This is a genomic window from Parasedimentitalea nitratireducens, from assembly GCF_057444295.1.
The window spans coordinates 145,830-166,093 of the sequence record NZ_JBYAXC010000006.1 but is presented as its reverse complement, the minus strand read 5'-3'; the positions used below and the strand labels follow the sequence as shown (position 1 = coordinate 166,093).

The window sequence follows — 20,264 nt, the reverse complement described above, 5'->3', positions numbered from 1 at the left end:
TTTTTAATGAGGGTGCTACCAGAACAGAAAGTTCCTATGGGGTGGCTGCCGCGCGTAGGACCTCATACTCCGCAGTGTCCTTTACCCGTGCATTGGTTGCGGCCAGATCAAACGGCGTTTCCCCCATTTGGTTTTTTGCCGATGCATCAGCACCAGCCTCGATCAGTAGTTTGATATTCTCGGGCGCGCCAAATTTCGCAACACCGTGCAGTGGCGTCCAGTCATTTGCAGTTCTTGCGTTCACGTCCGCACCCGCCTCGATAAACAGTGTTACGATTTCTGGCGCGGCAGAGGCCGATATAAAATGCAACGGTGTGCGGTCCAGATCATCCCTCGCGTTCACATCTGCACCCGCTGCAATCAGGGTCTGGATCACCTCGGGCCTGGCCTGCGCCACCCAATGCAGCGGTGTCTTGCCCGCGCTGTCGGTGGCAGAGGCTGCCGCACCCTGATCCAGCAACTGCTGCACAGCGTAGGCGGTTGTGGTTTGATAAAACTCGGCCTGACACAGCTGTTCACAGTCCTGCGCTGCAAGCGCCGATGCCTTTGCCAAGGCGAGCGCCAGTACGGCGCCGTGTAAAAATTTGTTCATTTGATAAACCTCAAAACCAGATGGTCGCAAAAATGCCGGACCATGGGTTAGGCTACTGTTGCTCGCATTTGTATGGCAATCGAATTTCGTTGATGTTCCAGCGGGCGCCGCACCGCCCGCTCAGTTGCACTGTGATCAAGATGCAATGGTTTGGATGTTTGCCTGAAACAGGATCTTACCCAAGGCACGCAACTGCGTTAGTCCTGCCACCAATCGCAACACGAAACAGGAGGGATGCGCAATGACGACCAATTTCACACACATCCCTTGCCGGGGTCACTGACCCCACTCTGATGGCTTCGGCCATTGCCCTTTTTCGAAAGCGATTTTCTCATGGGCACTTCTGTTGCGGAGGGCGCAAACGCGTCGTCCATACATTCTTTTCATTCTACCAAAACCTGGGTTGATACCCGTGCATTAGATCAGGCCAAAGCCGTTGCTGATTGGCCTGGCGTGCGTGCGGTTGCAACCTTTCCCGACCTGCATCCGGGCCGCTATGGCCCAGTTGGGGCTGCAATTCTAGCCGACCGGATCTACCCGCATCTCATTGGCGGCGACATTGGCTGTGGCATGTCGGTGTTTCGGCTGCGCCTGCCGCGGCGCAAGCTGAAGCTCGACAAGGCCCAAAAGGCGATCCGCTGCTTAGGGGAACCCTATGACGCAGCAGCGGACCTGTCCGACGGGTATCAGGGCGAAGTACAAGGCTTGGGTACCATTGGCGGCGGCAACCATTTTTGCGAGTTGCAAGAGGTTGAAAGTGCCGACGCAGACTTGGATCTGCCCCGGTCGACCCTGATGCTGATGGTGCATTCAGGCAGTCGTGGACTGGGCCAATCGGTGCTGAACTGGTTTTCTGCGCAGGCCGCACATGGGCTTGATCCGGCCAGCGAACTGGCGCCGCAATATCTTAGCGCACATGATGCGGCGGTACGGTTTGCGCAGCAGAACCGTGCACTGATTGCGTTGCGTACGGCGCGTGCGTTGGGGACGACAGCGGATTTGCTGTGTGATGCGCCCCACAATCTCCTGCGCCTTGAGCGTGGGATGTGGATGCACCGCAAAGGTGCCGCAGCGACAGACACTGCACTGGTTCCACTGGCCGGATCTCGCAATAGCCACAGCTTCCTGATGCGTCCTGACCAGCGACCGCCGGTTGCCAGTCTGAACTCCACGGCCCATGGGGCAGGGCGCAAATTTGACCGCAGCGCGATGCATGGCCGCATCAAGGCCGGACGGGCGGATATCGCAGCGCTGACCCGCAACAGTTTTGGTGGGCGCATTGTCTGCGAAGACAAAGACATGCTGATCGAAGAGGCCGCCCAGGCCTACAAACCGGTGCAACGTGTTGCGCAGGATCTGGAGGAGGCAGGCATCGAAACCCGCTGCGCGGTTCTGAAGCCTTTGCTGACATTCAAGAAGGTACGTGATCATGAGTGAAGAGGTACATGTTCTGGCCACAGCGGGCGGCGGACCTGCTGAATGCGAAATCGCCCTGAGGGGTGTTTTGAAAATCTGCATTGCCGAGGCTGAGAGTAAGGGGCTGAAGGTGGATCTGGATGCCAACGAGGGTCGCCATGGCATCAGCCACGCCCTTGTGACTTTGACAGGTCTGCAGGCGCGCGCCTTTGCGCAAGGATGGCTCGGTTCGGTGTTGTGGAGCTGCCCCAGCCCGCTGCGCCCCCGCCACAAGCGCAAGAACTGGTTTGTTGGTTTCTTTGAGCTGGAGGCGTTGGGGAAAGGAGCGGCCAATATCCCCGAACACGAGATCAAGTTCGAAACCTTCCGCGCCGGTGGCCCGGGCGGTCAGCACCAAAACACCACCGACAGCGCAGTCCGTGCCCGATGGAAAGGCTATACCGCAACCGCCCGCAGCGAACGATCGCAACATCGCAATAAGGCCTTGGCTATCCAGCGTCTGCATCTGCTGGTGGCGCAGGAGCAGTTGCAACAGGAGTCCGATGGGCAAAAGTCCCAGCACGCTCTGCACCAACAGGTCGGCCGAGGCGATCCGGTGCGGGTGTTTCAAGGGCCTAAATTCAGGGAGGGGTGAAACACCACAGCGCCGCTGCGCTTGTAGCGGCGCTGCTTCAACCTGTTGCGAAAGCCAATCTAATGTCGCAAGTTCGCAAATAACCAAGTAAGAAAAAGGCGAAGTAGAGATATTTAAGTTCAAAGATTTTTGGCAACTCTTGCGACCACCGGTTAAAACGCCTTTGCAGCGCGCTGTTGATGCACATATCGCCCAGGTGAACTGGGCAGACTTCGCTACGGCGTACAATCGCCCCAAAAGGATCCCCGCTTTGCTAAGAGACCTTGTCTCTGCCAGCCCCAAGACCGCTATCACAGCGGCCACAGAGCTTTGGAGCGAGCTGTGCCATCAGCATGCTTATATTTCCTCCGCGGCCTTGCCCAGCTATCCGGTGATCATAAAGGTGTTGAAGCGCGCCGATGATAATTTGGCGCGAGAGCTGCTCGACATCATTCTGGGGTTTGCGGTCTGCTCTGGTGTGACAATTGACCCAGATGGATCGCAAGACTGGGTCGTCGAGCTTCGCAACAAGCTGATCCAAGACCAAGCTCTCTTTGAGAAATATACGGCGCACACCGACGAAGATATCCACTATTTTTCCAACGCGATTATCAAGGAGTTGGTGGCGGGGGGTAATGAATAGTGCAAGGGTGACGCCCAAGTTATAGAATGAACAAATTCGGCAATTGAATGAGACAGGAGAATTTTTTGAAGAAGTTATTTATATCAGTGGCTTTGCTGGGTGGCCTTGCTGCCTGCGGAACCACATATCAATTGCCCGAAATCGGGGACCATCAAAACCAAACTGCCGCAAGAATGTTTGCCGAGGCAAATGTCGAAGGCACGCGTCGCCAGATCTCTCCGGCCGCTGCCGAAGGCAGATTTCGCCGAGTTTCAGCCAGAGTTGAAGCAGCTGGAAAAGCGTATTGCGAGACGCTGACTGCGGAACAGGCGGGTTTCAATTGCAATGTCGATATTGCTATCGACCGTGAGATGACCCAGCGCAATGCCTATTTTACCTATGAGGATGGCGCGCCCATTGTGCGCATTTCGATGCCATTGCTGCGTGACACCGCAAGCGATGATGAAGTCGCCTTTGTTCTAAGCCACGAATACGGCCACTTAATTGGCCGCCATATTGAAAAACAAAAACAACAGGCGTTGGCTGGGGCACTCATTGTCGGCGTTATCGCAGGAGCAGCGGCTGCTGACGCCGGGTATTATGACAGTTCGATTGTGGATCTCGGTGTTGGCATTGGCGCCGCAGCCGGGAGCGTTGCGTACTCACAAAGCTTTGAGCTTGAGAGCGACACATTGGGCGCCCGCATCACTCATGCTGCTGGCTATGATCCGGTCAAAGGCGCAAAGTTTTTTGCCCGACCAGAAGAGACACGCACAACAGCCGGTAAGTTGTCATTCTGGGGAACGCACCCACCGGATGAAAAACGCCTGGCAACTGTGCTGGCAACCGTCGAGCAAATTGAGGCAAATGTCTTGTTGCAGCGGGTGCAGTAACAGGTCGATTGGTCTGTCGTTATAGAAAAAAGGCAGCCATTGGGCTGCCTTTCCTTTGTTGTTTAGTTCTACAAGCGGTCACACTTTGAGGTTTGGAATGATCTGCTTTTTGCGGCTCATGATGCCGGGCAGGACAACTGCGTTGCCGTCAACCGAGGCGTCAAAGCTCTTTTCAGCAACCGATTTGACCAGATCGTTGGGCACCAGCAGAGTGGCCTCTTCGTTCAGAATGTCGATGACAAACAGCAGAACCTGTTCGACACCGTCCTCGGCGGCAACGGTTTTCATGCTGTCCATCAAGCTGGCCTTGCGGTCCAGTACAACAGCCGGTGCGGTGGTCTCCAGAACCGATACGCGGAACTTGGTGCCGTCAACGGCGTATTCCTTGGAGTCCATGCGCAGTAGTTCTGCATCCGAGAACGACGAGACATCGGATTTTGCAGCGAACATTTCAGCGGCGTATTCGGTGATGTCGAGTCCCAGATCAGCGGCCAATGTTTCGGCTGTGGCGCGGTCGTGATCGGTGGTGGTCGGGCTGCGGAATTCCAGCGTGTCGGACAGGATGCAGGTCAGGGCAGCGGCCATGATCTCTTTTGGCATCTTAGCCCCATCATCTCCGATCAGGTCCAGCATAATGGTAGCAGTACAGGCCAGCGGACGGATTGTGATGTCGATCGGGCCTTTAGTTTCCAGGCCGCCCACCAGCTTGTGGTGGTCGATGATCGCCTGAACGTCTGCGCCATTGATATTGGCAGGCAGTTCGGCTGGGTTGTTGGTGTCGACGATAACAACCGGCTGATCATCCGCAACATCTTCGATGATCGCGGGCTTCTCCAGGTTCCAGCGCTCCAGCATGAACAGGGCTTCGGTATTGGGCTCACCCAGCAGCTTGGCCTCGGCAGCAACGCCCTTGATCTCGTTCAGGTACCAGGCCCAGATGATGGCGGAGCCGGTGGAATCTGTATCGGGGGATTTATGTCCAAAAACTTGGGTGGTCATCATGTGGTCCTAATAACAACGGGGATTTTGAGCGCCTTATAACAGGGTGAATGAACTTGTCACCCCGCAGCTATTGCAATGCGGCGCTTGGTCTCTTGCATAGCTGGCTAGAACAGGTCAGGTGTTTTCTGGCAGCGCAAATTGAATACACCACCGTGCTCGGGCTTTTGAGAGAACACTCGAATTTGATGGGAAAGTGCCGGATGATCGGCCTGGGTCCACTGACCCAATTCCTCCAAAACTTGTAGTTCACGAGTATCCAGAGAGCCCATGGAATCAAGTATATCTTCATCGCTGGCACTGTCGCCTAACATTTCGATAACACCTGACGCCGCAGCCGCATCGTTAAGCGCGCAGTACGCATAAACCAGCGTAGCAACAGTGCTGGCACTTTTGGCCTGCGGGATTGCAGCCAGTGCCGTTTGGGCAATGTCCTGCGCAAAACTGTCGAACTCTGCGTCCAGCCGGGTGAGCAGGGGGACGTCTTCAGCCAATAGGTGTTGATGTTTCGGGAAATAGTCATGTGCATGTCGTGCCGGATCTAGTGACAGGCCGTCCAATCGGCAATCTAGGTCCAGCTCACCGTTGCAGTCTGGTGAAACAGAGTATGCGCAGCCAATGACATGCGAGAAGAAGAACAGGTTATCAACGGTTTTTGGGGGCGATGTCCCATAGCCAAGGCAGCGCAGCATAGGTTGCCGGGTACAGGGTTTCTTGATGGTGCAGTTTCTCCCAAAACAGATCATCTGCAACTTGCTGATCCCAATCCCGCATCAGGCCGCTGAGAATTTCGGGAAGATTGTCCACGCCATAAGGGCCGTACAACCTTCCCCAGATTGGAGCGTTCAATGGAATCTTGATCATCAATTTTGTTTCCCGTCAGGTCTCCAATCTCTAGAACGAAGCGCGTTCCAAGGTGTAGCCTTCCAATTGCAACAGGTTCAGCACGCCAACCTCGCCCGGCAAGTGCAAGGCGCCCACGGCCACCACAATAGTGTTCCCCTCGGCGGCTTCGATCACCGGGATCCAATCCCGATTACGCTGGTCAAGAAGCAACCCCATTGATTTGTGCCAGGCCTCTACAAGTTCGGGATCCGGCAGGGTATCGCCATACAGGAATTCCTGCTCGCCCATCAAGTACGCGTAAATCGGCTGCTCATCAAAATAGCTCTCGGTCATGGTGTAGATGTCGTCTTCGTTGCTCCCCAGCACCGCGGTCAATGCAGGCAGGTACTTAATCTGCTCTTCCAGCGGGTCGCCGTTCATGATGTCGATGAGTGTCATTGTGTCTTCAAGAGACTGCATTGGCACCTTGGCGGTTTCAGCAACCTTGGCCAATCGCATATCCATGCCAAACTCGACATCTTCCATTTGTCGCAGGCAAGGCGGGAAGGCCATCGAGAGGGACAGGAACCAGGGGCGCATTTTTGCCCCCATCCACGGAGGGATCCCGTTTTTCTGCATCACTTCGGCAAGTGCTTCCCAGTCTTCTGGCTGCATGCGGTCTATCAAAGATGGACCTTCGGTGATCAGCATCAGCTCAGGCGTCTGGGCCAATTTGCGTTCAAAGTCACTTTTGTCCTGGGGGCTGGCTTCCAGCAAAAGCAGATCAGCAGAAGAGACAATGGCTTCCAGCGCATCGGTTTTGACCGTCATCCTGGGATCATTGATATGCAGGGTGCCGACAATATGGACTGTCCTGTCATCCCGGCGCGCAACCCAGTGGTTGCCGGTTGCGTATGGGATATCATCAATTCGCTGCTCGATGTCTATCCTGTCCGAAGGCGACATTGATGTACGCAGATCAACACCGGAGCAGGCGGCCCACAACGTCGATGGCAGCAACAGTGCTGCCAGTGAAATTAGGAAACGGATCATGTGCAAACCTATGTACTTTGACAATTTACCAAGCCGCTCGCTCGAGGCGGTAGCCCTTGTTTTTCAGCAGTTGTAAAACCCCGTTGCGTCCCGGCAGGTGCGCGGCACCTACTGCCATAAAGATGTTTTGTTCGGGCCGCTTCAAAAGCACTGGCATCCATAGGTGATTGCGCCAATCTAGAATCTGGGCGTCGAACTGACGCTGCAGGCGGGCAACCTCACGGCGGGAAACATTCATGTCGTCATACAGCGACCAAGTTGACAGGATCTCTCCTTCTACTAGGGCTTGGTCGAAATAGGATTCGCTGATCGTTACGATGCTGTCATCAATACCTTTACGGCTGCCCAGATCCAGTTTGAGCAGGCGGATCTGGTCGCTTAATGACTGTCGCGCCATCGAACGATATCCGGTTCCAAGCTTCTCCAGACCGGCCACCGGGACGCGCGCGTGTTTGGCGATATCCTCTATGCGGTGGTCCAGTCCTTTGTAAGATGTCAGGCCGATAGCGCCACAGCGACTGCTGACAATCGTATCGGAAATGACCCAGGGCTGCATTGCTGCAGCGTGTTTTTCTTTCATACCCGCAAAAGTTAGCTTGAAAGTTAGCTGGTCCCATTCCGCTGCAGTCAGCATGGATCGTAAAGAGCGCCCCTTGGGGAGGAGAAATGCCGATGGGTAGGCCTTTACGGGGTTGTCGACCGTCGCCATCTGGGCGGTTGTCACTTCCAGAAACACCAAGTCGGCGTTTTTAATGTACGGCTTCAGTTTGCGCAGCGTGGACCGCATGCGTTTGTCGCCACGGTGCAAAGTGCCAACAACGTGAATTTTCTGGCTACCCTTGGTCGCGATCCAGTGGTTGCCATAGGCAAACGGAACTTTGGCAACTTCACGTGCCAACCGGGCCTTCATTTCAGGGGTGAGATGCCTGCGAAGATCGACGCCTTCGCAGCGGGCGTTGGCCAAAGTTGCGGTGAGTGAAAAAAGCAGTGCAGTAAACAATCGAAGCATTATGGACCTTAATAAATCAGTGTTCTGGAGTTGGCTTGCTTGGGGTGCGTACCAGTCTTTGGTGTTTCTTGGTTCAGAGTATAACCTTTTGATTGAAAAACAAACAACAGCTCTTGTTGGTCGCGGCTCCCAACAGCTAGGGTGTGCCTATGGACCGCGAAGAACAACTTTACCCTCCCGTCAAAGCACTGCTCGAGCGCCAGGGTTACACTGTGAAAGGTGAGGTTGGGGCTGCGGATGTAGTTGCGCGGCGTGGGGATGAAGACCCGGTTATTGTCGAACTGAAGCTGCGGTTTTCGCTGTCGTTGTTTCATCAGGCCATCACCCGACTGGCAGTCAGTGATCAGGTTTACATCGCTGTCCCAAAACCCAAAGGCAAACAGGCGCGGCGGATGCTGAAGGACAATCTGGCAATGTCTCGTCGGCTGGGGCTTGGGCTGATCACGGTGCTGCCAGATGGCCGAACCGAAGTGCAATGCGATCCCGGCCCCTATGCGCCGCGAAAGTCGAAGAAGAAGCGGACCCGCCTGCTGCGCGAATTTGACCGATTGCAAGGAGATCCCAATGCGGGCGGTTCAACACGACACGGGATTGTCACGGGCTATCGTCAGGACGCAATGCGCTGTGCCGAGTTTCTTTCGACAAACGGCCCCAGCAAAGGCGCCGTCGTGGCAAAGGCAACCAATGTCGAACAGGCCACACGGCTGATGCGGGACAATCACTATGGGTGGTTCGACAAGCAATCTGTTGGCGTTTATACGGTGAACGGTGCCTATTCAGCCTATCTTGAAAAGCCAACTGACTCAAAAGCGCAGGCTTGACGAGCGCGCCGGAAAATCCGCAACTCTTGACATGTTAATTGCTTTGGTTGTTGTTGGAGACCTCTTTTCAAGAAGAAACCAATCTAATCCGGACCATAAATTTGTTGGTCGACAGAGCTAAAGAACGTTCATTGGAGTGATAATGAGAAAATCAATTTTGTGGCTACGTGGCGTTGCTTTATCGCTGGCCGTCGGAGTGGCAGCTACAGGTGGGCAGGCTCAGCAAGCAGCGGCGGATGCAACCGAACTGGCGTTTTGGCAATCCGTCAGTGCCTCGGGCAATCGGGAGCTACTAGAGGCCTATCTTTCGACCTATCCGGATGGAAGTTTTGTGGCGCTGGCCAACATTATGCTTGCTGGTTTGGATGATGCAGATCAGGCCACAATTGATTTATGCGATCGGCTTACCGCCCATGCAATCGATGAAACCCGCACGGCATCCCCTGTCGGCGGAGAGGAATTGAAAGCGCACGCCGACAAGGCAGTTGCTGCGTGTAGCGCGGTGGTTGATCAGGGCGATCCAAGGATAGCGTTCCAATTGGCACGAGCCCTTTTTTTCCAGGGCGATGAGGCCAAATCTCTTGAATTCTATGTGCAGGCAGCTGATGCGGGCCATGTGGCAAGTACATACTTTATGGGTCGCTTCTATCAATTGGGCCGAATGGGGCTTGAACAAGATGCGGACCAAGCGCTGGCCTATCTAACAAGAGAAAGCCAAGCTGAGGACAAACATTCACTCTACCAGGCAGGAAGCGTTTTGGCCTGGTACACAAGCGATCCTGACTTGCAGGCCAAGGCATTTCCTTTGTTCGCAAAAGCGCGCCGTCTGGGAAAAACTGAAGCCAATCATGATATTGGTGCGCTATATCTTTACGGTATTGGTATTAAAAAAAGCCCAAGTGCAGCGGCAAAGTTTTTTGAGGACGCCATAGAGGCAAATGATTCCCGGAGCCTTGAGGCAGGCAGATATCTGGCTGATATCTATTTTGATGTTCGCAGGGAATTCATGAGCAGCTTATCTGACAGTATGGGCTTCGCTGTTGCATTCCAGCCGCTCGTTTCTGAGATGAACAAAGCAAAAGAGATGCTTGGCCATTACCGTGCACTGCGAGAGACAGACCCGGAGTTGCACGACAAATACGTCTTCTGGGTATCTCATCTCTTGGCTGAATCGCTATTCCAATACGAACCAATTCCCTATTTCTTTGAAGGCCGTTGGTCGATCACTGCCGAAGAGGAAAATGAGCGCAAAGCGATCAGGCGTTTGCGCTATGACCTGCTTGATATGCTAAAAGAAGCGGCCACTGCGCGGTACAATTCAGACCCTGCAAAATTTGCTGACCTGAACAAAGATGTCATAAACGAAACCGTTGAACGCCTATATACCATGATGAGCCGTGTAGATGCTTATCTGGACCGGGTGGACGACGAATTTCCCGAGGTCCAACGGTTGTTAGATCAGCGAAATAGTAAAGGGCAAATAAATTGCATAGAAAGTCGACGTGAACCCTACGAGCGGTGGCTGGCGGTCAGAGGAACAAACAGTTGCAATATAGCAATTGAAGTCAAGACCACGCTTACTACAACGATCAATGGGCATGATACTATCGACAGATATGTCAATATTCTGGAGCCGGGAGAGAGTGTCGAAAATGGAGCGACGGTGTCACCTCGCAATGACCAAAGTGTTACCTGGTACGATCATTTCTCCACATGTCCAGCAGTTACCGGTTTTCGCATGTATACCGCAACAAAAGATAAAGTTAGCTTTTCTTGTGTCAATCCAAGTGCATACACAGCGTTAGAGCAATTTAACAAACTGCGAGTTGGCTATTACAAGAACGCCATAGCATTGGTGGGTGATCAGCATTGACACCCAATAATGTTGAATCAGCAACCATTGGTTGAGCTAGCGGCTTTGGCGGGCCGAATTCGGTGCGTCAAAAAAATTGTCCCAGTACATGCTTGACTCGGGCAGGGGCGGTGCCTAGCTATTCGTCGTTAGCACTCGCCCGGTGTGAGTGATAACGGCCCCGACATTACCGGTGGGGTCCCAAGGATAACAACCTTTGAGCCTTAAGGAGCATCAAAGATGGCACTTAAACCGCTTCATGACCGCGTGCTGGTTCGCCGCACGGAAAGCGAAGAAAAAACTGCTGGTGGATTGATCATCCCTGAAAGCGCAAAAGAAAAGCCAAGCGAAGGCCAAGTTGTTTCGACTGGTGAAGGCGCGCGCAAAGACAGCGGTGAGCTGATCGCAATGGCTGTAAAAGCTGGCGACACCATCCTGTTCGGCAAATGGTCCGGCACCGAAGTCACCGTCGACGGCGAAGAGCTGCTGATGATGAAAGAAAGCGACATCATGGGCATCATCGAGTAAGCCCACCGGCTTTTCTGATCCCAATTCGCTAAACTACACAGATATTCTCGAGGAGAGACACTATGTCTGCTAAGGACGTCAAATTCGACACCGATGCCCGCAACCGCATGCTGGCCGGCGTCAACATTCTGGCTGATGCTGTCAAAGTAACCCTGGGCCCTAAAGGCCGTAACGTGGTTCTGGACAAATCTTTCGGCGCACCGCGCATCACCAAAGATGGTGTATCCGTAGCCAAAGAAATCGAACTGGAAGACAAGTTCGAAAACATGGGCGCTCAGATGGTCAAGGAAGTTGCTTCCCGGACCAACGACGAAGCTGGTGACGGTACAACAACCGCAACAGTTCTGGCCCAAGCCATCGTCAAAGAAGGTCTGAAGCAGGTTGCTGCTGGCCTGAACCCAATGGACCTGAAGCGCGGCATCGACCTGGCAACTGCTAAAGTTGTTGAAGGCATCGTTGGCTCGGCTCGCGAAGTTAAAGACACTGCTGAAGTTGCTCAGGTTGGTACAATCTCTGCAAACGGCGAAGCTGCTATCGGTCAGCAAATTGCTGACGCAATGCAGAAAGTCGGCAACGAAGGTGTTATCACCGTCGAAGAAAACAAAGGCCTGGAAACAGAGACCGATGTTGTTGAAGGCATGCAGTTCGACCGCGGCTACCTGTCGCCTTACTTCGTGACCAACGCTGACAAGATGATTGCAGACCTTGAAGACTGCATGATCCTGCTGCACGAAAAGAAACTGTCGTCGCTGCAGGCTATGGTTCCTCTGCTCGAGCAGGTTATCCAGTCGCAGAAGCCTCTGCTGATCATTGCTGAAGATGTTGAAGGCGAAGCCCTGGCAACTCTGGTTGTGAACAAGCTGCGCGGCGGCCTGAAAATTGCTGCTGTTAAAGCTCCTGGTTTCGGCGATCGCCGCAAAGCCATGCTGCAGGACATCGCTATCTTGACCGGTGGTCAGGTGATCTCCGAAGATCTGGGCATGAAGCTTGAGTCCGTTACTATGGACATGCTGGGTACAGCCAAGAAGGTCGAAATCACCAAAGACGAAACAACTATCGTTGACGGTGCTGGCGAGAAAGCTGAGATCGAAGCACGTGTTGCTCAGATCCGCACTCAGATCGAAGAAACTTCTTCTGACTACGACAAAGAGAAGCTGCAAGAGCGCGTTGCCAAACTGGCCGGCGGTGTTGCTGTTATCCGCGTTGGCGGCATGACCGAAGTTGAAGTTAAAGAGCGCAAAGACCGCGTTGACGATGCACTGAACGCGACACGTGCCGCTGTTCAGGAAGGCGTCATCGTAGGTGGTGGTGTTGCTCTGGTTCAGGCCGGTAAAGCACTGGAAACTCTGGAAGGTGCAAACTCTGACCAGAACGCCGGTATCGTCATCGTACGTAAAGCCATCGAAGCGCCTCTGCGTCAGATCGCTGAAAACGCTGGTGTTGACGGTGCGGTTGTTGCTGGCAAGGTTCGCGAAAGCACCGACGCTGCGTTCGGCTTCAACGCTCAGACCGAAGAATATGGTGACATGTTCGCGTTTGGCGTGATCGACCCAGCCAAAGTTGTTCGCACAGCTCTGGAAGATGCTGCATCGGTTGCTGGTCTGCTGATCACTACCGAAGCTATGGTTGCTGACAAACCGTCGAAAGACGGCGGCGCAGCAGGCGGCGGCATGCCAGACATGGGCGGCATGGGCGGCATGGGCGGCATGATGTAATCACAAGTCCTTTGGACTTGTGATACCCGATAGGCGATCTTCCTTTGGGAAGGTCTGCCGAAAGGGAAAGTCACGCCATCCTACCGGATGAATTTGGGGTCGCCTTCGGGCGGCCCCTTTTTTGTTGAATGTCTTGTTAAGTTGTATTCTGATGCTTCAAACTTGGAATAATCTCTGTCCAAATACAAAGAAATGAATTTTAAGCACATGATTACTCACGAAGAAAAATTGGCCATAGCGACTGCTCCACTCAATTTCAGGGAACTTCGCTCGGTTATCGAGAATGAACTTGCCGAAACTCAGCAAGAAACAACCGATTTGCGAATCTTGCTAGCTGCTGACCTAATTTGCGACGCTTCGCTGGAAGTTTCGGCTCTAAATCCCGACATTCCAAATATTTCAAAGGTGGTTGAACTTGATCCCAATACATCACTGGATCTTTCGGAAACAGCGGTTTGCATCTGCCTGCAAAAAGCGCTTGTCGAAAGGAAAGTGACCCAAGATGAGTTGGATGCCTTGTTACTCAAAGGTTCGGTTGCCGGGGCCATTTTCAAAGCACTAGAAAACGGAACTAAGCCAGAGGATCTAGCTGGCGCTTCGATTAGGATTGTACCGGTTCGTTTCTCTGGTTTCGTGAAAGTACAGCAAAAGCCAAAAGGGTTCTTGAAGCGCCTGTTTGGTGGAAGTTAGCTGCTACCTATGGGCATCGAACCTATATCAAGCCCTTAGCTAAAGGGGCGCAATTGGATGTTGCATTTTTAGGCACTTTAGGACGGCCAAAATCGAAGGGCGCGAGAAGGAGGCTGGCGACTTGACGTCAAATTTATTGCCCGCCGCTGATGGCTCCATCCGGCTTATTCCACCCTCCGGAAAAAGCGATCTTTTCGCCAGGTCCAGAACTGAGCCAACGAGCTCCCAGCTGACGAAAACAAGACCAGATCCACACGCCCAACTAAGTTTGCTTTGGGCACAAACCCGATCCCACCAGCCGGTTGCTGAATGCGGCTATCAGTGGAATTGTCACGGTTGTCCCCCATGACAAAATAGTGGCTCTCGGGAACGCGGAAAACAGCCGTATGATCGTTAGACTGATTACTAATGTCCAAAATATGATACTGCGCCCCTTCGGGAAGGGTTTCGAGGAATTGGGACTTAAGACAGGCTGCGCCTTGACCGACCGTGCCATTTGCACAGCGAGGAAAGCGGGCGCCTGACCCTTGTCGCGCCATAGTCTCTTCAAAATCTCCGACACTTTCCAATCCAACAGCGGTGCCGTTGATGTGCAGATGGCCATTTTGCATTTGGACAGTTTCGCCCGGTAGACCGATAAGGCGTTTAATAAAATCTGTATTTTTTGTGGGGTGCCGGAAAACAACTAAATCACCACGCTGCGGGGTGTCTGTCTCATCAATCAACGAGACAATGATGAAATCGCCAATCAGCAAAGTTGGCTTCATACTGCCAAACGGAATCCAATAGGGGGCCTAAAAGGCGCGGCTTAGTCCAAGGGCAACAACAGCAACAAGCAGGGCCTGACCAAGGCGGTGGATCGGCCTCTTAACCCAGGAACCTGATTGATCTGGTTTAGACTTAGCAATCCCAGCCCACAAAAAGATCACGAACGAGACAACGGGGACCAGGAACAGAATGCTCCACGCCCCGCTTCGATTCATATCGTGCAGCCGTCGGACGAAGACGGACCAAGACAACAGCTGCAGCACTGCCAATGTCGTGACCAGGATCCACGGGTCCACGGATCCCTGTGCTTCCAGGAAAAGGCCCGGCAACACAATTGAAAGACAGGCGAAGAAAGCCAGCCAATAGGTGCGGCGCGGTATGGTGCCGCTCCAGTCAAACGGTTTGAAGAAATCAGAAATCATTTTAGTCTCAAATGCGTTGTCAAAATTAAATGTGAGTATCAGGTTGAGAGCATAGGTAACAGATTTGTTGCCTATGCCAAGCCTGCCACATAGTGCCGACGCAACTATCAAGTGCACCATCTGCCTTGCACGGGAGATGCCAGTGGTCAGAGATAGGCGTTCAGCGTCTGCAAGGCTGGTGCTTGCGATCGGAACGACAAACCAACTCGGTTGCCCCTTTTCCAGCGGACCCTAACGTCAAAAACACCAACCTCGCGGATTGAGATTGATCGAATGGCATCCGGATTAAACCAGCCAGAGCCGTCCGGCATTTCAATCCCCACACCCTTTTGGCTGATGTTGAAGGTCGCCGCCGTCAGGTTTCCACCCGGATAATGCAGCGTGCAAGGCTTCCTGAGTGGAATGCGGGTTTCTTCGTCGTTGGGCAGTTGGGACATGGGGTGTTGCAACCTCAGCTGGTGTCTCAATCGAGTAAGGCCAATGTATTGCCTTAGATCACGGGTATTGCGAACACTATGCGCATCTTCGCTAATAACTCCTTATCGCGCGCCAGATCACCCTGCAAAATCCGCAGATTTTCAGGGTCGCCATTGGGGACGAACTATGGTGTTTGTGGCATTCAAAGGATCACTTTCCAACATAGAGACAAGACCATGCTGCAAGTTCTGGGGCGCCCAAATTCAGTCAACGTGCAAAAGGTCATGTGGTGCCTGGCCGAATTAGGGTTGGACGTTGAGCGCAGCGACATCGGTGGCGCCTTTGGCGGCAATGACAAAGCTGAGTATCTGGGCAAAAACCCAAACGGAAAGATCCCCACGCTAATCGACGGTGACTATGTGCTGTGGGAATCCAATGCGATTGTGCGGTACTTGTGTGATCAGTACAGGGCAGGGCACTGGTATCCCGACACAGCACAACAGCTGGGGCATGCCAATCAGTGGATGGACTGGTACCAAACCGCATTGCACCGTCCGATGACAACACTGTTCTGGCAACTGGTCAGAACCAGCCCCGCAGATCGGGATCAAACCGCCATCACAGAAGCGATTGCTGAATGTGCCGGGTTTTGGGAAATGTTGGACCGCCATCTTGCGGATCGAAAGTACATTCTGGGTGATCATCTCAGTATGGCGGACATACCATTGGGCTGCGCGGCCTATCGTTGGCACGGTATGGATTTCGAAGGCCCAAACCTGCCTGCATTGCGGGCCTGGTGGGAACGTCTTTCTGCGCGCTCTGCCTATGCAGAACATGTGATGTTACCGCTCACCTGAGCCAATAGGACATTCCGGATCTCAGCCTGTTTCCGGCTGCATGTGTGATAAGTCGCACCCGTTAGTGGCGATCGCGCAACAGTTCGTGTGCTTATCAATTTTCCATCTGTAGCCGGAGCCAAAACCCGTGCTAGACGCCTAGATGTGTTCAACCCTTAGCCACAGGAGGCGTTTTTATGATCAATGTATCAACTGACAATCGCCTCGCGTTGTTTGGCAATCGGACCCCATGGGCGCATCAGCCAGGCTGCTGATCTCGTCTCTGACGGAACACATTTCTTCACAATCGAAGTCTAACCGGGCCTGACCCACGACGTTTTTGTCGTTTGGTTGCTGTCCCTCCAACTTTCAAATCACAACAGGAGGCTTCCGTTTTTGCGGAAGCTTGATCGACATGACACGTACTGAATCCACGGCTCCCTTCACCGACCTGAACACAGCGCTTGCGCAAATCACAGCTGACTTTGGCAAATGGCAGGTGCTGAGTGCTCTGCTGCGCCACCTGTTCGTGCGCAAGGGACCTGTCGCAATGCTATCCCCCCCTTCGCTCAGCGCACATCTGCGTCGGGATGTTGGCCTGCCTCCATTTGATGAGCCGATGACTGGATCCTATATCAAACATCTTTGATACGGTGACGCTTGCAAATGCCAAAGAACCCGGGCCAGATTGGTCCGGGTTTGTTTTTACTATATCTATCAAGCTACTCTGCCGTAAGGATCGGTGTGAAACGGAGGCTGTGCATGCGGCTTATTCTTCTGACTGCTGTTGTCATGGTTGCCTTTGCTGGGAACTCTGTCCTGAACCGTTTGGCGGTGGGGCCTGGCGAAATCGGAGCAATGGCTTTTGCCCAAATCCGCTTGATCTCGGGTGCGGCGATGCTGCTGGTGCTGTGCAAATGGCGCGGGATGCGTATCTGGCAGCCCAGCGGGGTCAGCCTGCTGGGGGGCGGGTCGCTGGCGTTGTATATGATCGGGTTTTCGCTGGCCTATCGCAATCTGGATGCGGGCCTTGGGGCTTTGATCCTGTTTGGTGTGGTACAGATCACCATGTTTGGCTGGGGCGCTGCGCGTGGCTCGGCGGTGGCACCGGGGCAGATTCTTGGTGCGGGCCTGGCCTTTGCTGGCTTGGCCTATGTGCTCTGGCCTGCGGGTGCGGTGCAGGTGCCGCCAATTGGGGCTGCGTTCATGATTGCAGCCGGATTGGGCTGGGCAATCTACAGCCTGTTGGGGCGGCAGGTAAAAGCGCCTTTGTCGGCCACAACGGTGAACTTCATCTGGGCAAGCGTGATGGTGATGCCATTGGTTTGGGCCCTGGCCGAGCCGGTGCCCGTTTCCCTGTTGGGGGCGGGACTGGCAGTGATGTCGGGTGTTGTGACCTCGGGGCTGGGCTATGCGCTGTGGTATCAAGTTCTGCCGCGACTACAGCCCGCGGTAGCGGCAACGGTGCAACTCAGCGTGCCAGTGATTGCGATGCTCGCCGGAGTGATCTGGCTGGAGGAGGTTCTGTCTGCGCGGCTTGTCATCGGAGCAGCGACTGTGTTGGGCGGGATTGCGCTGGTGATTGCCACCAGCCCACGTAAATCAGGGTGAGTGGGTTTTCCCGCCCTGTGATTTCGGCTTATCTGGTGCACATGTTACATTTTAAAACCCGTCTATTGGCCGCCGTATTGCTGGTGGCTCCTCTATCTCCGGCCCAAGCCGCCGAAGGTGAATGTGTCATCCTGCTGCATGGTCTGGCCCGAACCGAGAACTCGTTTGCGGTGATGGAGCAGGTCCTGCGCGCCCGTGACTTCAAGGTCATCCGCCCCGGATACCCGTCGACAGATCTCCCCATTGCGGACCTTGCGGCGCAAACCCTGCCGGATGCTGTTGCCCAGTGCGGCGAGCAAGACATTCATTTTATCACCCATTCGATGGGCGGCATACTATTGCGCTATTGGCTGCAAGATCACCGGCCTGACCGGCTGAGAAATACAGTGATGCTAGGCCCACCCAATCACGGCAGCGAAGTGGTGGATGAACTGGGCGACTGGGAAGTGTTTGGCCTGATCAATGGCCCTGCGGGCATGCAGCTCAGCACCGGTCCAGAGGGTGTCCCCGCCCAACTTCCGCCAGTGAATTTCCCATTGGGTGTGATTGCGGGCAATAAATCGATCAGTCCCGTTTTCTCTAAACTCATCAAAGGGCCGGACGACGGCAAGGTTTCAGTCGAGTCGACTAAGGTGGAAGGCATGGCCGAGCATCTGACCCTGCCAGTCACCCATACCTTTATGATGAACAATCCCCGCGTGATCGCACAAAGCCTGCACTTCACCGAGTTTGGCCGTTTCAATCAGGATATGAATTGGATGACGACGGTGCTTGGCAGCATCAACAAAGCCTGCGAAGGCGCAAATTGCGAAGGCGCCAAAGGAGCAGGGGAGACCCAGTAATCTGGGGGAATTGGTGCCCGGCCAATGGGTCGAGCACCGTGTTTGGTTATTTCTGGGGGCGAACAACCCGGTTCACATGGCCCATCTTGCGACCAGCTTTGACCTCGTCTTTGCCGTACAGGTGAATGGCACAGTCAGCCTCTTTCGCCAGTTCTGGCACCCGATCTATGTCGTCACCAATCAGGTTTTCCATCACCACATCACTGTGGCGTTGTCCGTCCCCAAGCGGCCAGCCGACAACGGCGCGGATGTGCTGTTCAAACTGATCCACAGTACAGCCGTTCTGGGTCCAGTGGCCCGAGTTGTGTACCCGCGGCGCAATCTCGTTCACCACCAACCCCTGCGGCGTGACAAACAGCTCAACCCCCATGACGCCGACATAACCCAGTTTGTTCAGTATATTGGCCGCCAGCAGCACCGCATCCATCCGTTGCCCAGCCGACAGTTTGGCCGGCACGGTGGTGGTATCTAGGATGCCGTCCTTGTGCACGTTTTCGCCGGGATCATAGCAAGACACATCCCCCTTCACACCACGCGCAGCAATCACTGAAACCTCGTGGCTGAAGTTGATGAAGCCTTCTAGAATGGCCGAAGCCCCCGCCATATCCGCCAAAGCCTGCGGGGCATCTTTCAGTGTCTTGATCCGTGCCTGTCCCTTGCCGTCATAGCCAAAGCGACGGGTTTTCAGGATCGCAGGCGCGCCGATGTCAGCCAGGGCCGCATCAAGGCTGGCCTGATCGGTGATATCGGCAAACGGAGCTGTGATCAGGCCCAGATCTTGCAGGAAGTTCTTCTCGGTCAATCGGTCCTGACTGATCCGCAAGGCCTCGCGGCCGGGACGGATAGGGCGGTGACTTTCCAGAACGTCCAGCGCAGCGGTGGGGATGTTTTCGAACTCATAGGTGATCACATCCACCGAGGCTGCAAAACTGGCCAATGCCTCGGCATCTTCATAGCCCGCAGTGGTTACACAGTCTGCAACCTGCCCCGCAGGTGGGTTGGCGCTGGGCTCATAGATATGCGTTTTGAAGCCAAGGCGAGAGGCTGCAACGGACAACATCCGCCCCAACTGGCCGCCGCCAAGAATACCAATGGTGGCACCGGGGTTCAGAGCCTCAGTCATCTACGGGCTCCTCGGGGATCGAGGCTGACAGCGCCTCACGCCAGGCCTCCAGCCGTTCGGCCAGAACAGGATCTTGTAGGGCTAGAATGCCCGCTGCCATCAGGCCGCCGTTGGCTGCACCAGCCGCACCAATCGCCATAGTGGCCACCGGGAAGCCCTTGGGCATCTGCACGATTGAATAGAGTGAATCTACACCCGACAGGGCACGGGTCTGCACCGGAATACCCACCACCGGCACGCGGGTTTTTGACGCCACCATGCCAGGCAGATGGGCGGCCCCACCAGCCCCGGCGATAATGACCTGCAACCCGCGTTCAGCGGCGGATTTGCCATAAGACCACAGCCGATCCGGCGTGCGGTGGGCCGAAACGATCTTGGCCTCGTACTCAACGCCCAGTTCGTCCAGAATATTGGCGGCTTCTTTCATGGTTGGCCAATCTGATTGGCTGCCCATTATGATACCCACTTTGATGTCGGCCATTTGTGCCCAGTCCCTTGTTTTACTGCGATGCGCGACATGCCACCGCCGGGGTGAAAGAGAAGCGGGCACTATAGGGAAATCACTGGCTTAGGCAATGCGACAAAGGCAGAGTTGCGTGATTCTCTGAGCCATGCGC

At 54.4% G+C, this 20,264-nt stretch carries 23 protein-coding genes and 1 pseudogene; 13 read left to right on the top strand and 11 right to left on the bottom strand.

Features of this window, described 5'->3' with window-relative positions; all coding sequences use genetic code 11:
• Nucleotides 1–34: 34 nt before the first annotated feature.
• Nucleotides 35–592: an ankyrin repeat domain-containing protein gene (locus tag AC2T28_RS17580; RefSeq protein WP_486749945.1), complete on the bottom strand. Its 558-nt coding sequence runs from the start codon at nt 590–592 to the stop codon at nt 35–37.
• Nucleotides 593–925: 333 nt separating this feature from the next.
• Between AC2T28_RS17580 and AC2T28_RS17575 the strand changes: the two genes are divergently transcribed.
• The 4 genes from AC2T28_RS17575 to AC2T28_RS17560 all read left to right on the top strand — a co-directional run bounded on the left by AC2T28_RS17575 (nt 926) and on the right by AC2T28_RS17560 (nt 4,136).
• Nucleotides 926–2,029: an RNA ligase RtcB family protein gene (locus AC2T28_RS17575; RefSeq protein WP_486749944.1), complete on the top strand. Its 1,104-nt coding sequence runs from the start codon at nt 926–928 to the stop codon at nt 2,027–2,029.
• Nucleotides 2,022–2,642: a peptide chain release factor H gene (gene prfH / locus AC2T28_RS17570; RefSeq protein WP_486749943.1), complete on the top strand. Its 621-nt coding sequence runs from the start codon at nt 2,022–2,024 to the stop codon at nt 2,640–2,642. Before AC2T28_RS17575 ends, prfH begins: the two co-directional genes overlap by 8 nt.
• A gap of 163 nt (nt 2,643–2,805) precedes the next feature.
• A complete protein-coding gene (locus tag AC2T28_RS17565; RefSeq protein ID WP_486749942.1) occupies nt 2,806–3,264 on the top strand; it encodes a hypothetical protein in 459 nt (152 codons plus the stop codon).
• A gap of 65 nt (nt 3,265–3,329) precedes the next feature.
• Complete coding sequence (locus tag AC2T28_RS17560; protein WP_486749941.1) at nt 3,330–4,136, top strand: M48 family metalloprotease; 807 nt, start codon at nt 3,330–3,332, stop codon at nt 4,134–4,136.
• A gap of 78 nt (nt 4,137–4,214) precedes the next feature.
• Here the strand turns inward: AC2T28_RS17560 and AC2T28_RS17555 are convergent, their stop codons facing one another.
• The 5 genes from AC2T28_RS17555 to AC2T28_RS17535 all read right to left on the bottom strand — a co-directional run bounded on the left by AC2T28_RS17555 (nt 4,215) and on the right by AC2T28_RS17535 (nt 8,022).
• Nucleotides 4,215–5,135, bottom strand: coding sequence for a manganese-dependent inorganic pyrophosphatase (locus AC2T28_RS17555; RefSeq protein ID WP_486749940.1), 921 nt, complete (start codon nt 5,133–5,135; stop codon nt 4,215–4,217).
• A 107-nt stretch (nt 5,136–5,242) separates the two neighbouring features.
• Entirely contained in the window at nt 5,243–5,827 is a 585-nt protein-coding gene (locus tag AC2T28_RS17550) for a hypothetical protein (RefSeq protein ID WP_486749939.1), read from the bottom strand.
• The gene (locus AC2T28_RS17545) at nt 5,781–5,999 is read right to left on the bottom strand and encodes a hypothetical protein (RefSeq protein WP_486749938.1); all 219 of its coding nucleotides are present in this window, start codon (nt 5,997–5,999) and stop codon (nt 5,781–5,783) included. Before AC2T28_RS17545 ends, AC2T28_RS17550 begins: the two co-directional genes overlap by 47 nt.
• Before the next feature lie 30 nt (nt 6,000–6,029).
• Nucleotides 6,030–7,013, bottom strand: coding sequence for a TraB/GumN family protein (locus AC2T28_RS17540; protein WP_486749937.1), 984 nt, complete (start codon nt 7,011–7,013; stop codon nt 6,030–6,032).
• A gap of 25 nt (nt 7,014–7,038) precedes the next feature.
• On the bottom strand, nt 7,039–8,022 hold the full coding sequence (locus tag AC2T28_RS17535) for a TraB/GumN family protein (RefSeq protein ID WP_486749936.1): 984 nt from the start codon (nt 8,020–8,022) through the stop codon (nt 7,039–7,041).
• 149 nt (nt 8,023–8,171) lie between these two features.
• Between AC2T28_RS17535 and AC2T28_RS17530 the strand changes: the two genes are divergently transcribed.
• The 5 genes from AC2T28_RS17530 (at nt 8,172) to AC2T28_RS17510 (ending at nt 13,628) form a co-directional block, all read left to right on the top strand.
• Nucleotides 8,172–8,843, top strand: coding sequence for a DUF2161 domain-containing phosphodiesterase (locus AC2T28_RS17530; protein WP_486749935.1), 672 nt, complete (start codon nt 8,172–8,174; stop codon nt 8,841–8,843).
• 142 nt (nt 8,844–8,985) lie between these two features.
• Nucleotides 8,986–10,716, top strand: coding sequence for a tetratricopeptide repeat protein (locus tag AC2T28_RS17525; RefSeq protein ID WP_486749934.1), 1,731 nt, complete (start codon nt 8,986–8,988; stop codon nt 10,714–10,716).
• Nucleotides 10,717–10,935: 219 nt separating this feature from the next.
• Entirely contained in the window at nt 10,936–11,223 is a 288-nt protein-coding gene (locus AC2T28_RS17520) for a co-chaperone GroES (protein ID WP_138164638.1), read from the top strand.
• 62 nt (nt 11,224–11,285) lie between these two features.
• Nucleotides 11,286–12,938, top strand: a complete 1,653-nt coding sequence (gene groL, locus AC2T28_RS17515) for a chaperonin GroEL (protein WP_486749933.1) — start codon at nt 11,286–11,288, stop codon at nt 12,936–12,938.
• 192 nt (nt 12,939–13,130) lie between these two features.
• Complete coding sequence (locus AC2T28_RS17510) at nt 13,131–13,628, top strand: hypothetical protein (RefSeq protein WP_486749932.1); 498 nt, start codon at nt 13,131–13,133, stop codon at nt 13,626–13,628.
• Between the two features lie 164 nt (nt 13,629–13,792).
• Here AC2T28_RS17510 and lepB read toward each other — a convergent pair.
• From lepB to AC2T28_RS17495, 3 genes and pseudogenes are all read right to left on the bottom strand, one after another.
• Nucleotides 13,793–14,419 (bottom strand): annotated as a pseudogene (gene lepB, locus AC2T28_RS17505) (signal peptidase I); the annotation flags it as partial.
• 3 nt (nt 14,420–14,422) lie between these two features.
• Nucleotides 14,423–14,818 (bottom strand): DUF805 domain-containing protein, encoded by a 396-nt coding sequence (locus AC2T28_RS17500; RefSeq protein ID WP_486749931.1) that lies wholly within the window; start codon nt 14,816–14,818, stop codon nt 14,423–14,425.
• A gap of 146 nt (nt 14,819–14,964) precedes the next feature.
• On the bottom strand, nt 14,965–15,255 hold the full coding sequence (locus AC2T28_RS17495; protein WP_486749930.1) for a PilZ domain-containing protein: 291 nt from the start codon (nt 15,253–15,255) through the stop codon (nt 14,965–14,967).
• Between the two features lie 216 nt (nt 15,256–15,471).
• On the opposite strand from AC2T28_RS17495, the gene AC2T28_RS17490 reads away from it, so the two are divergent.
• The 4 genes from AC2T28_RS17490 to AC2T28_RS17475 all read left to right on the top strand — a co-directional run bounded on the left by AC2T28_RS17490 (nt 15,472) and on the right by AC2T28_RS17475 (nt 18,524).
• Nucleotides 15,472–16,092 carry a glutathione S-transferase family protein gene (locus AC2T28_RS17490; protein WP_486749929.1) on the top strand — a complete coding sequence of 207 codons (621 nt, stop codon included), beginning with the start codon at nt 15,472–15,474 and terminating at the stop codon, nt 16,090–16,092.
• Between the two features lie 394 nt (nt 16,093–16,486).
• Nucleotides 16,487–16,720: a hypothetical protein gene (locus AC2T28_RS17485; protein WP_486749928.1), complete on the top strand. Its 234-nt coding sequence runs from the start codon at nt 16,487–16,489 to the stop codon at nt 16,718–16,720.
• 113 nt (nt 16,721–16,833) lie between these two features.
• Nucleotides 16,834–17,682, top strand: coding sequence for a DMT family transporter (locus tag AC2T28_RS17480; RefSeq protein WP_486749927.1), 849 nt, complete (start codon nt 16,834–16,836; stop codon nt 17,680–17,682).
• Between the two features lie 41 nt (nt 17,683–17,723).
• Entirely contained in the window at nt 17,724–18,524 is an 801-nt protein-coding gene (locus tag AC2T28_RS17475) for an alpha/beta fold hydrolase (RefSeq protein ID WP_486749926.1), read from the top strand.
• Between the two features lie 46 nt (nt 18,525–18,570).
• On the opposite strand, the gene AC2T28_RS17470 is transcribed toward AC2T28_RS17475, so the two are convergent.
• Both AC2T28_RS17470 and purE read right to left on the bottom strand, forming a co-directional pair.
• On the bottom strand, nt 18,571–19,647 hold the full coding sequence (locus AC2T28_RS17470; RefSeq protein WP_486749925.1) for a 5-(carboxyamino)imidazole ribonucleotide synthase: 1,077 nt from the start codon (nt 19,645–19,647) through the stop codon (nt 18,571–18,573).
• On the bottom strand, nt 19,640–20,128 hold the full coding sequence (purE, locus tag AC2T28_RS17465) for a 5-(carboxyamino)imidazole ribonucleotide mutase (protein ID WP_486749924.1): 489 nt from the start codon (nt 20,126–20,128) through the stop codon (nt 19,640–19,642). The genes AC2T28_RS17470 and purE overlap by 8 nt, the downstream gene beginning before the upstream one ends.
• Between the last annotated feature and the right edge of the window lie 136 nt (nt 20,129–20,264).

Coding starts and splice junctions, on each gene's coding strand:
- AC2T28_RS17580 (WP_486749945.1), bottom strand. CDS start 592: ATGAACAAATTTTTACACGGCGCCGTACTGGCGCTCGCCTTGGCAAAG.
- AC2T28_RS17575 (WP_486749944.1), top strand. CDS start 926: ATGGGCACTTCTGTTGCGGAGGGCGCAAACGCGTCGTCCATACATTCT.
- prfH (WP_486749943.1), top strand. CDS start 2,022: ATGAGTGAAGAGGTACATGTTCTGGCCACAGCGGGCGGCGGACCTGCT.
- AC2T28_RS17555 (WP_486749940.1), bottom strand. CDS start 5,135: ATGACCACCCAAGTTTTTGGACATAAATCCCCCGATACAGATTCCACC.
- AC2T28_RS17550 (WP_486749939.1), bottom strand. CDS start 5,827: ATGCTGCGCTGCCTTGGCTATGGGACATCGCCCCCAAAAACCGTTGAT.
- AC2T28_RS17545 (WP_486749938.1), bottom strand. CDS start 5,999: ATGATCAAGATTCCATTGAACGCTCCAATCTGGGGAAGGTTGTACGGC.
- AC2T28_RS17540 (WP_486749937.1), bottom strand. CDS start 7,013: ATGATCCGTTTCCTAATTTCACTGGCAGCACTGTTGCTGCCATCGACG.
- AC2T28_RS17535 (WP_486749936.1), bottom strand. CDS start 8,022: ATGCTTCGATTGTTTACTGCACTGCTTTTTTCACTCACCGCAACTTTG.
- AC2T28_RS17530 (WP_486749935.1), top strand. CDS start 8,172: ATGGACCGCGAAGAACAACTTTACCCTCCCGTCAAAGCACTGCTCGAG.
- AC2T28_RS17525 (WP_486749934.1), top strand. CDS start 8,986: ATGAGAAAATCAATTTTGTGGCTACGTGGCGTTGCTTTATCGCTGGCC.
- AC2T28_RS17520 (WP_138164638.1), top strand. CDS start 10,936: ATGGCACTTAAACCGCTTCATGACCGCGTGCTGGTTCGCCGCACGGAA.
- groL (WP_486749933.1), top strand. CDS start 11,286: ATGTCTGCTAAGGACGTCAAATTCGACACCGATGCCCGCAACCGCATG.
- AC2T28_RS17510 (WP_486749932.1), top strand. CDS start 13,131: ATGAATTTTAAGCACATGATTACTCACGAAGAAAAATTGGCCATAGCG.
- AC2T28_RS17500 (WP_486749931.1), bottom strand. CDS start 14,818: ATGATTTCTGATTTCTTCAAACCGTTTGACTGGAGCGGCACCATACCG.
- AC2T28_RS17495 (WP_486749930.1), bottom strand. CDS start 15,255: ATGTCCCAACTGCCCAACGACGAAGAAACCCGCATTCCACTCAGGAAG.
- AC2T28_RS17490 (WP_486749929.1), top strand. CDS start 15,472: ATGCTGCAAGTTCTGGGGCGCCCAAATTCAGTCAACGTGCAAAAGGTC.
- AC2T28_RS17485 (WP_486749928.1), top strand. CDS start 16,487: ATGACACGTACTGAATCCACGGCTCCCTTCACCGACCTGAACACAGCG.
- AC2T28_RS17480 (WP_486749927.1), top strand. CDS start 16,834: ATGCGGCTTATTCTTCTGACTGCTGTTGTCATGGTTGCCTTTGCTGGG.
- AC2T28_RS17475 (WP_486749926.1), top strand. CDS start 17,724: ATGTTACATTTTAAAACCCGTCTATTGGCCGCCGTATTGCTGGTGGCT.
- AC2T28_RS17470 (WP_486749925.1), bottom strand. CDS start 19,647: ATGACTGAGGCTCTGAACCCCGGTGCCACCATTGGTATTCTTGGCGGC.
- purE (WP_486749924.1), bottom strand. CDS start 20,128: ATGGCCGACATCAAAGTGGGTATCATAATGGGCAGCCAATCAGATTGG.